Genomic DNA, 13,114 nt, shown 5'->3' with positions numbered 1-13,114 from the left:
TGATTCTAACCCGCCGACCACCAGAGCAGAATCGGCATGGGGATCAGGAGGAACAGAGCGGTGTTCACCACAAAAAGGCCGCTAGCCAAACGGCTATCCAGGCGGAACAGGTTGGCAATCATCACCATCTGGATCGCCGTCGGCATGAAGGCTTCGATGATGAAGACACGATCCAGCAGGCTGGTTGGTGGGGTCTGCGTCTGATGGGCCGTCCAGAGCAGGCCGAACGTGAGCAGAGGGGTAACGACAAATTGAGCGATCGCGAGCACCAGGTGCGGACCAAATCGGAAGACGTGCCTGTTGAAGTGCAGCCGGAGGCCGACGCCGAAGTAGGCCCCGAACGCGCTCACGTAGAGGAGCACTCGCATCAGCGAGCCCTCGGCGAGGACATCCGGGTAAGGCACCTGCAGGACGGCCAGCAGCAGAGCGATGATCGAGGTGTAGAAGATCATCGCGCGGAAGCTCACAAGGCTATGGAAGATCAGTTTGCCGATCGGTTCACCCCTGCCGCCTTCGGGTCCAAATCGACGAGCCAGCGGGTAGAGAAAGATGATCCCGCAGACCGCCATGACGTTCACGCCCGCGACGGCATAGGCAAAGGCGGCCTCCGCGGTGGCCTGGGCGGCGTTGGCGTCGGTGGGGTCGATGCCAGGCGGGGCGTGCTCGGGATTCCCGAGCATCGCGTAACAAAAGTAGGCACCCAGCGTGAACCCGCGATTGGCCAGTCCGGCACCGATCCCGAGCAGCACCGATTCGCCGGCCGAGTACCCGAGTCTTCGGCAGATCAGGGTAACAACGACCGCGGGCAGCAGAACCAGAGTCGGTTCGATGATGAGAATCCAGATGCTAGACGCCAGCGGCGGCAGTCGCCAGATCGCCATCAAGGCCATCAACGCCCAGAGCACCGAGATCGTGATCAGGTGCAGAAACCGGCTGGTTTCCTCTTGAACCCACCCCTTCTCGCGCGAGGCATAGCCACCGGCGAGGCAGCACACGCTGAAGACGGCGAAAATGAGAAAATCCAGCGTTCGTGTATCCATCAGCCCGCTTGATCCGCAGCGGCTTTGGGCACAAAGGCGTGGTAGATGGCGTTGAGTGCGACTTCAAAATCTTCGGCTTCGATGCCGACGATGATGTTCAATTCACTGGAGCCCTGATCGATCATCCGGATGTTGACGTTCGCCTGGGCCAGTGCGTTCATGAGCCTGGCGGCGGTGCCCGTTTGTTTAGCCATGCCGCGGCCGACGGTGGCGATCAGGGCGATATCTGGAAACACCTCGATGTTGTCCGGATTCACGGCTTGCCGGATGCCATCGACGATCTGGACGATCTTCCCGGAGACCAGGTCGTCACGGAGAACAATCGACATGGTGTCGATGCCCGAGGGCATGTGCTCAAAGCAGATGCCCTGCTCCTCGATGACCGACAGGAGCTTGCGACCAAAGCCGACTTCCGAGTTCATCAGGGCCTTTTCGACAGCGATGATGGTGAAGTCACGTCGGCCGGCGATACCTGTGACCGGGGTTGTGACCTCGCCGGCGTTCTCGGTAGGCACGATCAGGGTGCCGGGCTCATCTGGAGCGTTGGTGTTGCGTACCTCGACGGGGATGGCGGCCTCACGAACCGGGAAGACCGCTTCATCGTGGAGCACCGTGGCCCCCATGTAGGAGAGCTCGCGAAGTTCACGGTAGGTCAGGGATTCGATACGCCTTGGGTTCTTCACGATGCGCGGATCAGCCATCAGCAGACCCGAGACATCGGTCCAGTTTTCATAGAGCTCTGCCTGAACTGACCGCGCGACGATCGATCCCGTGACATCCGACCCGCCTCGGGAGAAGACCATGACCCGGCCATCGGGGCCGCCGCCATAGAACCCGGGTATCACGGCTCGCTGGTGCTTCTTCAGCGTGCTTCCTAAGCGTTCGTAGGTAGCCTCTCGCTGAAGCTGGCCCAGGTCATTGAACAGGATCTGGTCGATGGGATCGATAAACGGGATGTCCAGTGCCGCGGCGACCAGGCGACCGTTCAGGTGCTCGCCACGACTGGCGATGTAAGCAGGGCCCCTGCTCGCTGAGACTTCTTCCAGCAGTTGCTTCCGGATCTCTTCGAGAAGACCGGCCATGCCGATGTTCAGGCCGAGGTCGGCTTCGATCTTGATGAAGCGGTTGGATACCGCCGCAAAGCTGTCATCGATCGACTCGCCCTGACTTGCCTGCCGGTGACAGCGCAGCAGCAGGTCGGTGATCTTGTTGTCCTCGCGGTGGCACTTGCCCGGGGCTGAGGGGACGACGTAGCGCCGTCTGTCGTCGGCGCGGACGATCTCCAGCGCCTTGCCGATCTGACCGGCATCGGCGAGCGAACTGCCACCAAACTTGCTGACGCGGACACCCAAGCTGATACTCCTCAAGCCATCCCCGCAAACCTCTCAGACCGCAGAGTTTAGCCGATCTAACCGGCTTGGCGACCGATCTCCCACCGCCGACTGGCCAAGCTCGCCAGTTGGTTTATACTACCGGGCTCGACACCCCTGCCCGGGTGGCGAAACTGGCAGACGCGCCACGTTGAGGTCGTGGTGGGAGTAAAATCCCTTGGAGGTTCGAGTCCTCTCCCGGGCATTGGAATCAAAAAAGCCTGTCGAGACCGCCGAAGCACTGCCGCTTCGGCTTTTTTTATACTTGGCGAGCTAGCACGGCCTCGGCCGCCCGCTTCCCGCTGAGCATGGCTCCCTCGATCGACCCGGTGGCGGTCCAGTCGCCTGCGACGATCAGGCCTTCCGGCACTTTCGGCTTTCGCGAACCGATCACGGGCAGGGCCTCAGGGACGTGATAGGTCCTCAGGTGTTGCCAGCCTTCGACCTCGGGCCCGAACCAGTCGCGAAGCTCCCGGACCACTGCAGTCTCCAAGCCATCGGGCTGTTCCAGCGGATCGATCGCCGTCACGCTGACCAGGGCCCGACCCGCCGGTGCGTAGCCGGGACAGACGTTCGAGAGCACGCACAGGTGGTTAAAGCTGCCCTCAGGGTCGCTGTTGAGCACCAGCATGGCCTCTGGGACCGGGGCACGGTCAGCGGCGAAATAGATGCACCGTGTTCCCCGCAAGGGAGGTGTTTCGGCACCGAGACAGCGGTATGCCGAACTCAGATCGGTGGCCAGAACGATGGCAGCCCCTCTGATCCGCTCACCCGTGCTCAGGGTCACGTGATCGGGCGTCACCTCTGCGACGGCCGTGTTGGGTTCGATCATCCCTTCTGGCAGCTGACTGGCCATGTGCTCGGGCAGTTGCTGGATCCCGTGGGCAGGCAGGACCGCTTCGCCATCGGAGAATGCTCGGAAAATGAAACGCAGGTAACTCGCAGGAGCCGTGAGCTCGCGATCAAGCAGCACCCCCCGCCACCAGGGGTCCAGAAAAGCCTCGCGAAACTGATGGCTGAAACCCAGCCGATCGAAAAGCTGCCCGGTGGTTTCAGTCTCTGGAGTTGTCTGGACCTGCTCGTGCGTAGCCCTGCGGGACATGGTCCGCAGCCGACCGATTCGGAATCGGTCCATCAGATTTCCGGGACCGCCCAGCAGCGTTTCAAACAGCCTGCCCGGACGCCGCCAGGGATCGCTGAATCTGGCGAACCCGCCTTGCCATCGGATCAGAGACCCTGCCTCAAAGGCGTGCCATGCCGAAGCCTGAAGATTCAGCCGCTTCATCGCGTAGGGGTAACCGGTGAGGAAAACCTGAAAACCACGATCCAACAGAAACCCATCGTGCCGATCGGTCCGCATCCGTCCGCCAACAGCATCCGAGGCCTCAAGGACACGGACCTGCCTGCCAGCCTCAACCAACTCGACGGCACACGTCAATCCGGAGATGCCGGCACCGACGATGATGACTGGCTCATCAGACACGCTTGCGTTCATCCCCTTAGGGTATGGCCTCGACCGACGTCAGGCACCCGATGAATGGATTCTGAACGATGACCAGCCAGGATCAGCGAAAGCACCCGACCAAGCAGGAACTTGCTGTTCTGAAGCAGCTTCTCGGCCTGCCGACTTCGCCATTTCACGAGCAGCACATCGCCGATTTCGTGATCCGCTTCGCCAGACGCTACGGCTGGCACACCCGCGCGGATCGTTTCGGAAATCTCAGGCTGACCGCCAGCCCGCGCAGCCGGCCGCGCCTGCTGCTCACTGCCCACATGGATCACCCGGGCTTCTGGGCGATTCGGATGGCATCGGCCGACCAACTGGTGGCCCACTGGATGGGCGGGGTCCCGGCTCGTTTGATGGCTGGCCAGCCCGTCCGTTTCTGGACTGGCGGCAAGCGCATGGCTGATAACGGCTGCGGGCCCTGGTCGAAGTCGAACACGGGCTTGAAGCTTGGCGGGCGCGTGGTTGATGCGACCTTCGAAGAGATTCTCGAAACCTCCGAACGCGGATCGCCCTCGCTGGTACGTCTGAAAGTACCCGAACCGGTCGAGCCCGGAGCGATCGGCATGTGGAGACTCGGCCCGCCGGCGATTCATGAGGGACGGATACACGCTAGAGCCGTCGATGACATCGCCGCGGTAGCGGCCCTGCTCTGCACGCTGCGCAGGGTCGCCCGCAGAACAGAACCTTGTCCAACCGGATTCCTGCTAACGCGCGCCGAGGAGGGGGGGTTTTTCGGAGCGATCGATCATTGCAGAAACCTGAAGCATCCCGAGCGAGCACCGCTGCATGTCGGCCTCGAGATGTCGATGGCACGTCGCGAGGTGCCCGTGGGCTCTGGCGTGATTGTGCGCGTGGGTGATCGGAGGATGACCTACGACCCGGACGTCTCCAGTTGGCTCTCAGCCCAGTCAACTCGCATCGCCAGCCGTGATGCTGGCTTCAGGTATCAGCGGCAGTTGATGACCGGCGGCTCCTGCGAGTCCACCGTTTACCAGACCTACCTGGGCCGGGCAGGCGCTCTCTGCCTGCCGCTGGGTAACTATCACAACATCGGTGAAAACGGCCAGGGGATAGCGCCCGAGTACATCGATCTCTCCGACTTCCGCGACCTTGTCACTCTGACAAGCTCCCTTGCCCAGGCCGGCTACAGGAAGAGTGATCTCAGTAGCGATCCCTTCCTAGACTGGTGTGAATCCTGGGCCGATCAACACCGCCATCTCTACGATGACCCCGCGGGACACGCCTGAGCTTCCGGTTTAGGTCGCCGACCTATCTCTTAAACGCAGTACATCGGCTTGCGCTACCTCGTATAGCAGCGTGGCCGAGGCTGCGAAGTCGATCCCAAACACCTCGCTGCAGTAAGCCTCAACCGATCTAAGATCATCGACAAACCCTTCGTCCTGATCCTCCATAAGCTTCTTGTAGCCTGTCGCAGCCCCCGCGATCAGTCCGGCCAATGATGCGACCGTATCGGTATCGCCTGGCAGGGCGGCCAGGAGTGTGAGCATGTGAGACATCGATCGGGCTCGAGCGGAGCAGGCCACCAGCTGCATCCACATGTAGAGCGGATCAAAGTTGCGGTCGGCCGGTTTCGGATTCAGGTAAGGCAGCTCTGCCTGGTAGACCGTTTCTGAGAAGCTTTCAACAAACTCAGAATCTCGATTCCCGGTCGTTCGTGTGTAACAAGTCTGAGCCAGGTCGCTGGCTTGCTGGATCGACGGATGCTGTCTGGCATACGCCCCCGAGATGTCTGCTGCACAACGATTAATCAAAGCGGTCACATCATCGGACTGAATCCGGACCGCTTTAGACACAAAGCACGCCCAGAGACCGGTCACTAGCTTGGCATGGCCGTGATCGAGGGGATTGATCTGGCTGAAAAACGCCACAGTCTCATGCCCAGTCAGGTTGTCGCTGAGGCTGGCAAGCACGCCGAGGTGAGCGTGCTCAAAGAGCCCGAAGCAGGTCGGTCTGTTGGGCTGATAAAAGACCGCCGATTGCTCTTCACGATGGCCAGCGTGCATGGCCAGCCAGTCGCTTGCGTGCTGAGACCGCTGCAGCCCGAGCCAGGCGTCGCTTGATGGGCTGACCGCCAGACTCTTCAGCCAGCCAAGCCAGCCCGCTGTGCTGTAGCCTTCGCCGCGTCTCAGGCAATCTCTGAGGTAGGGCTCGAGCACCAGGTGGCGGTATTCGGTGTCATCCGTGACCACGCCGACACGGCCTGACACGAGCTCGCTGGGCGCCCAGACATTCCACGCCATTCCCTCGCCGCCATAGAACAACGAGGCGTTCGGTAGCCGCTTGAGGTCATCGGGATCCCCGGCCTCTCCCTTCAAGCCATCCGCTTCACGCACAGCTCCGAAGGCATCGCCATACGCAGCCAGTAGCAGCATACCGCGTGCACGATCCATAAACTGCTCGACGGTAAGCGTCGTTGGCACGTCGGGCCCTTAGCTGGTTATCCCTTCATGCCCGTCATCGAGATACCCTCGATGAACGTTCGCTGGGCCAGGAAGAACAGCAGGATGACAGGCAGAACGACCATGGTGCTCGCGGCCATCAGGTAGTGCCATTGTGTGCCGCCCTGGCGACTCTGGAAGAACTGTAGGCCCAACGCAAGCGTGAAATCCTGTTGCTCAGTGAGATAGATGAGCGGACCGAGGAAGTCGTTCCAGGTCGCCAGGAACTGGAAGAGTGCGACCACCGCGATGGCCGGCTTGGCCAGTGGCAGAATCACCTGCAGGAAGATACGGATGTGCCCACAGCCATCGATCGTTGCGGCCTCCGAAAGCTCCCTCGGGATCGTCTTGAAGAACTGACGCAGCAGAAAGATGTTGAACGCAGCGCCAAAGAAGGTCGGCACCCAGAGCGGCTGGAGTGTTCCGATCCAGCCGAACTCGCGGAAGAGTCCGTAGAGAGGAACCATCGTCACCGGGAACGGGATCATCATGGTCGCCAGCACGATGAAGAACACCTTGTCACGTCCCGGCCAGTCGATACGCGAGAAGCCATAGGCCACGATCGAGCAGGAGAGCACCGTGCCGAAGACGGTGAGGAAGCAGAGCGTCAGCGAGTTGATGAGATACTGCGGGAAATAGGCCATCTCCGCGATCGCCTCGCCGTAGTTTCGCCAACGGAAGTTGACATTTCTCTCGATATCACCGGCCCGCACCTGAACATCTTCGGTCAAGGCGTGCGCGAGGTACTCCCGCTCATCCCAGTCGATAACAGACCTTGAGACAGCAACCGCTGGAACCACCAACCGCTGTTCGAGAGAAATCGCAGCGTCGACTTCATCGTCTGTCAGGTCGTACACCCGGTGCAGCCGATCGGTCGTGATCGTGTGGATCGAGAAGGACCCGTCATCAAGCGGGACCAGAACATCAACGGCACCCGCTTCGGGTGCTTCTGTATCCATGTCACGCAGACGAACATCGACACGCTCGTCTTCGATATCGGCCTCCCAGTGATAGTTGGCAATCACCCTGATCTCGGCGTTGACCTCTTCCGTCATCGGGTCGTCGAGCGCCCGGACCGGCACGGCCTGGTTATCGATCTCGATCTGCCACTGATAGGCAAAGGCAACGGTCACCACGTCATCATTGGCCGCGTCCTCATCCACCGAGCCATCGCCGACCTGGACCGAACGGCCGAACAAATCCACCCTCGCCTCCATCGGCAGCCATTGTGGCGGCAGCGACATGGTCTGATCGATCGGCTTGAGAGACGTCGAGATCATCCAGAGCATCGGTACGGTGAAGATAAAGCCGCCGATGCAGAGAATGATGAAGCGCACAAGTTGTGAGAGTTTCTTCGGCATGATCCGTCAATCCCCCGCGTAGTAGACACGGCTACGCATGCCGACGTGGGCGATCCAGGTCAGCAGCAGAATGAGAGCAAACAGCACCACCGCCATCGCACAGGCATACCCCATGTTGTTGTAGGTGAATGCGTTCTGATAGAGATAGACCGCGTACAGCAGCGCCGATCGTTCCGATCCGCCGTCCGGGAGCATCACGAAGGGCTTCACGAACTCCTGCATGGCCCCGATGATGCCCATGATCAGGTTGAAGTAGATCACCGGCGACACCATCGGAATGGTGATATTCATGAACTTGTGAAAGCTATTGGCACCATCGAGTTCAGCCGATTCATACAGCGATCTCGGAACGTCCTGCAGGCCCGCGAGAAACAGCACCATGGTCCCGCCGATCTGCCAGACCTGCGACAGGATCAGCGTGTTCTTGGTCCAGTCCGGGTCATCCAGCCAGAGAGGCCCTTCGATCCCGAAAAAGGCCTGAAGCGCGTAATTGACCAAACCGAACTGGCCGTTGAACAGCCACAGCCAGATCATCGCCACACCCACCAGCGGAACGATCGCCGGTATATAGAAAAGCGTCCTGAACACCGACCGACCTGCAATCTCCTTGTTCAGCAGCACGGCACAGGTCAGGGCCATAACCAGACCGAGTGGCACGGCGAAGGCCGCGTAGTACATCGTGTTCCAGAGCGACAGCCAGAACAACTCGTCGGTGGCCATTTCCTGATAGTTCTCGACCCCGATCCAGATCGGGCTCCGGAGGATGTCGTAGTCGCAGAAGGAGTAATACACGGCCATCGCCACCGGGTAGATGCCAAAGACGCACAGGCCGATGATCCACGGGCTGATGAACGCGAGCCCCGCGGTCAGTTTCTGTCGCTCACCTCTGGTCATCGTTGCCCTCCCATTCGGCGAGACGTGCCTCTCGGGTCAGCTCCCACCGTCTGACCGAACGATCGAGTTTCCGCTGGACACGATTCTCAACCCGCTCCATACCCTCCAGCGGGTCGAGCGTCTGGCGGTAGATCGAATTAGCGCTGACGATCAATTCGGCCTTGTATTCCTGCCAGAGCGGGATCAATGGCGTCGTCCTTGCGTTAGGACTCGATGCCAGTTCAATAAAGACCTCGATATACGGATTCGGGTGATCCTCAAGGAAGCGCTCGCTCGTATGCACCAGCGGGCTGAACTTCCGGTGCCCCAGACAGAGCTTCTCCATCGGCCCCTGCTGATTGACATAAGCAATAAAATTAAAGGCTTCCTGAGGGTGAAGCGCACCCTTGGGGACGACCAGCACGTCCGATTCCAGAATCGTGACGTTCGGGAGCCGTTCCGGATCAACCGACGGGAACGGCGCCGCGCCCCATTCCATCTGAGGCGAGAACTGATCGATGAAGTTGTAGAGCCAGACCCCCTGCAGAACCATCGCGATCCGGCCTTCGAGAAACGGATTCTGCGGCGAGCCAAAATTACCAAACGAGCTGCCAAAACCCAGCAGATTACGGGTGCCGAACTTCTCGGTGTAGCTTCGGAGCCAGGCCATGCCCCCTACGTTGGCCTCGTCGGTCGGTGTGACCCGGGTGCCGTCCTCGCTGACTAGGGAGGCACCCCACCAGTAGCCCCACATATCCAGCCACCAGCCCGGCCAGGTCGGCGAGTGCCCCAACTGAATAATCTGAAAATCAGAGGCGTTCCTATCGTCGGCCATCGCCGCCTTCTCGGCGTCGGTCATCTCCGAGTACCGAACTTCCACAGGTTCACCGTCCCGCTCGAAGGCCACGATGGTCAGCTTCTCAACCATCTCGTCCAGCTCGGCGATCGACTGGGGCGGGCGCTCCGGATCGAGCCCCGCCTCACGAAATAACTTCTTGTTCCAGTGCAGCCCGACCGTGGCGGGGGTCGTCGGAAGGGCCCAGACATAGTCGCGATGGCTGACCGTATCCCAGAGAGCAGGGTAATAGTCTTCACCCTTGATACCCGCCCGCTCGATGTAGTCATTCAGGGGGGTCAGTGCATTCTTTTCAGCATAACTCGGAACCATGTAGCCCCAGAGCCCGGCGATGTCAGGTGGATTCCCACCCGCCGTGGCCAGGAGCACCTTCTGATCGATCTGGCTCACGGTGAGGAACCTGACCAGCACGCGATCCTGTGAAGCGTTGTAATCATCCACCACCCGACGCATCGCCTCGGCCTCGAACGAGCCCCACTTCTCCCAGTATTGAAGAATGATCCGGCCATCAGCCGTGCGCTCGGCCTCTCGCTCTCCGCAACCGAAAAGCACCGGGCATCCCAATAAGATCAAGCACAACAGAGACCATCTCTGCCAGAACGCCGGGGCGAGGATCATGTCGAACTCCTGAGAAACGCCAGTGAAACAGGCAAGCCGTCCAGAGCCAGCATCAGCCGGCAGGCATGAGATAGCTACGCCAGCAGTGTAGCGTTCTGCTAATGCTTCTGGAGCCCTCGGCGACCCCTAAGTCGATGAAACGGCCTGAAACAATAGCGCCTATAGCACGTTTCGGAGAAACGACCGCTAGGGCAACGGCTCCAGCCAATGATCAGGTACCGGCAGTCGGCCCGAACCCGCCGAACCATCCACCATCAATCGGTTAAACCCCTCGCCACCTGCGTGAACGAGCCCTACCCGCTGTGGCACGTGTTCGGGATTTCTGAAATCGATCACACTCGTTGTACGCCCGCTGGGTGTAACCCCAGCCGCTTCGGAAGAATCTAAAAGCAACGGGGTACGCGAAGCCGCCACAATCCGATCGAGATGAAGGTAAGAACCCGCCTCATCGTAATCACCCACATCGCCAGACACACCGGCATGCCCGGTCGCGTTCATGGCATACGTGCGCGTCATCGGTACCTCACGCTGAGCTTCGGTCGCCGGGCAGACCAAGACCGATTCCACGTCATACAACTCGCTGCTGGTCGACCCCGAACGTCCTACGCGCGCCTGCACCTCGAGTCCCCAGTTAGGCCGTGAACCGTAGGGCTGCCCGATCGCAGGCCCTATCCCGTCGTGCTCATCCGCATAGAGACGAATCGCCAGAAAAGCCTGACGCAGATTCGACAGACACACAGATGACCTCGCCACATCTCTCGCCGAGGACAGGGCCGGCAGCAGCAGACCAACCAAGACCGCTATCACCGATATGACGACCAGAAGCTCGATCAGCGTAAAGGCCCGGCCGTCCCAACGACATGAATCTGGACGCTTCTCACGCATCATTCGCTGGCGGTCACGATCCGAAGCAGTTCACCATTGCCGGCGTCGGTTAGCACATACATAAAGCCATCGGGGCCTTGCCTCACATCACGAACCCGCTCATCGAAGCTCAGTGTTTCCTGGCCGACGACCCGCCCATTCTCCAGATCGATCCGCCGGATCTGACGCAGCACAAGACCACCCGCGAAGAGGTCACCTCGCCAGGCCGGATAACGATCGCCCGTGTAGAAGGTCAGCCCGGACGGAGCGATACAAGGCGTCCAAACCACTTCGGGGTCCGCAGCACCGGGCATTGAGGCGATATCGGAAATCCGCGGCCCCCAGTACTCGATCGAGTAAGTCGCCGCCGGCCAACCGTAGTTCGTGCCAGGCGTCAGGATGTTCAACTCATCCCCGCCACGCGCGCCATGCTCGGTGGCGTAAATTGTGCCCGTCGCTGGATCGATCGCCATGCCCTGGATGTTCCGGTGTCCATAAGTAAACACTTCCGCAGCCGCTTCGGCATGGCCGGAGAAAGGGTTATTCGCAGCCGGCTCACCATCTTCTGTCAGACGCAGCGTCTTCCCGAAATGGCTGGACACATCCTGAGCAAACAGACGCACGTGCTGACCCTCTACCTCCGTCGGCGGGTTGCCGCCATCACCAATGGACATCAGCAGCGTGCCATCCGGCAGCCAGAGCAGCCTCGAGCCGAAGTGCTGTCCACCCGGTTTGTCCTGCGAGACCTCAAACAGTGTCCGCGCCCCCACGAGTCGGGTGGCATCCTCACTGAGCACGCCCCTCACAAGGGCCGTCCGATTCGCTTCGCGCGTGCCGGTCGACATCGTCAGATAAACCCAACGATTCCGTTCGAACGACGGGTGCAACACCACATCCATCAGCCCGCCTTGGCCATGTGCCAGAGCCCCAGGAACCCCAGCGACAGGAGCTGCGATCAGCGACCCATCCCGAATCAGCCTCAGCGACCCGCTCCGTTCAGTAATCAGCATCGTCTGGCCATCGGGCAGCCACGCCATACCCCACGGCCTGTTCAGCCCCTCGACAACAGTCTCGGTCGCCCAGCCCGAAGCCTCAGGAGAGGCACCCGTCGGCTGGACCGGCCCACGCGGGGCTTGCCCGCAGGCCACACCGGTCATTCCCAGGAAACCGACCACAAAGGCCGTCAAAAGCGTGTTCAGTCGAAGCATCAATGAAACTCCCGTGGCTAGGTATAGCTGCCAATCAACAATAGGACCCGAGCATGCGACCGGTCAGGACCGGAAGACAGGTTCAACATCCGCCGCTACGGCCTCCCGCAGTCCGGTCAATTCGTCTTCGCTCAATGGGCCGAATTCGTCTGCAAGCGAGATGGCCAGCCGCAACCACTTCGGAAGACCAGCCGGAATCGCCGCCGCCACACCCGGTTGGTTGAGCGTGAACCGCAACTGCAGGTGAACAATGGCCTGGCGATCTTCAGGCACGTACCAGACACGATCCGCATCCGGGTTGTCCTCGTTCTCCCCGTACCGCCGCCGCGCCATCGACTTGATCGCCAGGATACCGATCCCCTTCTCCAAACAAACGGCGTGCAGCGTTGGTCCGAAATCCCCCCGCGTCCACGCTGGGAAATTGATTGGAAACAGCGCCGTTTCGATCACCCCGGTCTCAATCAGCCGAATCGCCGCGGCTTCGTTATGAGCACTCAGCCCGATGTGACGGATCTTCCCCGCTTTCCTCGCTGCCTCATAGGCTTCCAGTGCCCCGCCCGATGCCAGAATCTGGTCAACCTCTTCATCAGTGGTTACCGCGTGGAACTGATAAACATCAAAATGATCGGTTTGCAGCAGTCGAAGCGATCGTTCCAGATCCGCCGTTGCGCCAGCCGCCGAACGCTCCATGGTTTTGCAGTTGAGCACGCATCGATCCCGATAGGACGCCAGAGCCGGTCCCAGCCGATCCTGCGCATCGCCATAGCCAGGCGCGATATCGAAGTAGCTGATCCCCGCTTCGAAGGCCTCACTCACCAGGCGATCGCAGTCAGCCTGCTCCTGACCCTTCAGCGCAATCCCCGGGAAGCCCAGAATCGATACCTCAAGTCCGGTCTGACCCAGCGGCCGTCGTTGCATGATCCAGCCTTTCAAACGTGCGAATAACCTGACATCATAA

At 60.5% G+C, this 13,114-nt stretch carries 11 protein-coding genes and 1 tRNA gene; 2 read left to right on the top strand and 10 right to left on the bottom strand.

The genetic code is table 11. The features are described 5' to 3' along the window. Positions 1–5: 5 nt before the first annotated feature. Positions 6–1,040: an AEC family transporter gene (locus ACQZAB_RS13630; RefSeq protein ID WP_428390065.1), complete on the bottom strand. Its 1,035-nt coding sequence runs from the start codon at positions 1,038–1,040 to the stop codon at positions 6–8. Further along, positions 1,040–2,392: an aspartate kinase gene (locus ACQZAB_RS13625; protein WP_428390064.1), complete on the bottom strand. Its 1,353-nt coding sequence runs from the start codon at positions 2,390–2,392 to the stop codon at positions 1,040–1,042. Before ACQZAB_RS13625 ends, ACQZAB_RS13630 begins: the two co-directional genes overlap by 1 nt. 137 nt (positions 2,393–2,529) lie before the next feature. Between ACQZAB_RS13625 and ACQZAB_RS13620 the strand changes: the two genes are divergently transcribed. After that, positions 2,530–2,615: transfer RNA gene (locus ACQZAB_RS13620), tRNA-Leu, on the top strand. Positions 2,616–2,669: 54 nt separating this feature from the next. Here ACQZAB_RS13620 and ACQZAB_RS13615 read toward each other — a convergent pair. Continuing rightward, entirely contained in the window at positions 2,670–3,905 is a 1,236-nt protein-coding gene (locus ACQZAB_RS13615) for an NAD(P)/FAD-dependent oxidoreductase (RefSeq protein WP_428390063.1), read from the bottom strand. A gap of 56 nt (positions 3,906–3,961) precedes the next feature. Between ACQZAB_RS13615 and ACQZAB_RS13610 the strand changes: the two genes are divergently transcribed. Continuing rightward, on the top strand, positions 3,962–5,164 hold the full coding sequence (locus ACQZAB_RS13610; protein WP_428390062.1) for a M20/M25/M40 family metallo-hydrolase: 1,203 nt from the start codon (positions 3,962–3,964) through the stop codon (positions 5,162–5,164). Positions 5,165–5,173: 9 nt separating this feature from the next. Here the strand turns inward: ACQZAB_RS13610 and ACQZAB_RS13605 are convergent, their stop codons facing one another. From ACQZAB_RS13605 to ACQZAB_RS13575, 7 genes are all read right to left on the bottom strand, one after another. Further along, positions 5,174–6,328 carry an ADP-ribosylglycohydrolase family protein gene (locus tag ACQZAB_RS13605; protein WP_428390061.1) on the bottom strand — a complete coding sequence of 385 codons (1,155 nt, stop codon included), beginning with the start codon at positions 6,326–6,328 and terminating at the stop codon, positions 5,174–5,176. A 47-nt stretch (positions 6,329–6,375) separates the two neighbouring features. After that, complete coding sequence (locus tag ACQZAB_RS13600; protein ID WP_428390060.1) at positions 6,376–7,737, bottom strand: carbohydrate ABC transporter permease; 1,362 nt, start codon at positions 7,735–7,737, stop codon at positions 6,376–6,378. A gap of 6 nt (positions 7,738–7,743) precedes the next feature. Then, positions 7,744–8,631 (bottom strand): carbohydrate ABC transporter permease, encoded by an 888-nt coding sequence (locus tag ACQZAB_RS13595; protein WP_428390059.1) that lies wholly within the window; start codon positions 8,629–8,631, stop codon positions 7,744–7,746. Next, positions 8,618–10,084, bottom strand: coding sequence for an ABC transporter substrate-binding protein (locus tag ACQZAB_RS13590; protein WP_428390058.1), 1,467 nt, complete (start codon positions 10,082–10,084; stop codon positions 8,618–8,620). The genes ACQZAB_RS13595 and ACQZAB_RS13590 overlap by 14 nt, the downstream gene beginning before the upstream one ends. A gap of 186 nt (positions 10,085–10,270) precedes the next feature. Continuing rightward, positions 10,271–10,969 (bottom strand): type II secretion system protein, encoded by a 699-nt coding sequence (locus tag ACQZAB_RS13585; protein WP_428390057.1) that lies wholly within the window; start codon positions 10,967–10,969, stop codon positions 10,271–10,273. Further along, positions 10,969–12,159: a PQQ-dependent sugar dehydrogenase gene (locus ACQZAB_RS13580; RefSeq protein WP_428390056.1), complete on the bottom strand. Its 1,191-nt coding sequence runs from the start codon at positions 12,157–12,159 to the stop codon at positions 10,969–10,971. The genes ACQZAB_RS13585 and ACQZAB_RS13580 overlap by 1 nt, the downstream gene beginning before the upstream one ends. Positions 12,160–12,219: 60 nt before the next feature. After that, positions 12,220–13,074, bottom strand: a complete 855-nt coding sequence (locus ACQZAB_RS13575; RefSeq protein ID WP_428390055.1) for an aldo/keto reductase — start codon at positions 13,072–13,074, stop codon at positions 12,220–12,222. Between the last annotated feature and the right edge of the window lie 40 nt (positions 13,075–13,114).

Origin of the sequence: Mucisphaera sp. (assembly GCF_965279675.1) — a bacterium.
Classification (GTDB): Bacteria; Planctomycetota; Phycisphaerae; order Phycisphaerales; family Phycisphaeraceae; genus Mucisphaera.
Note: the sequence above shows the minus strand (reverse complement) of the source record. Positions and strands in the feature narration are given on the sequence as shown.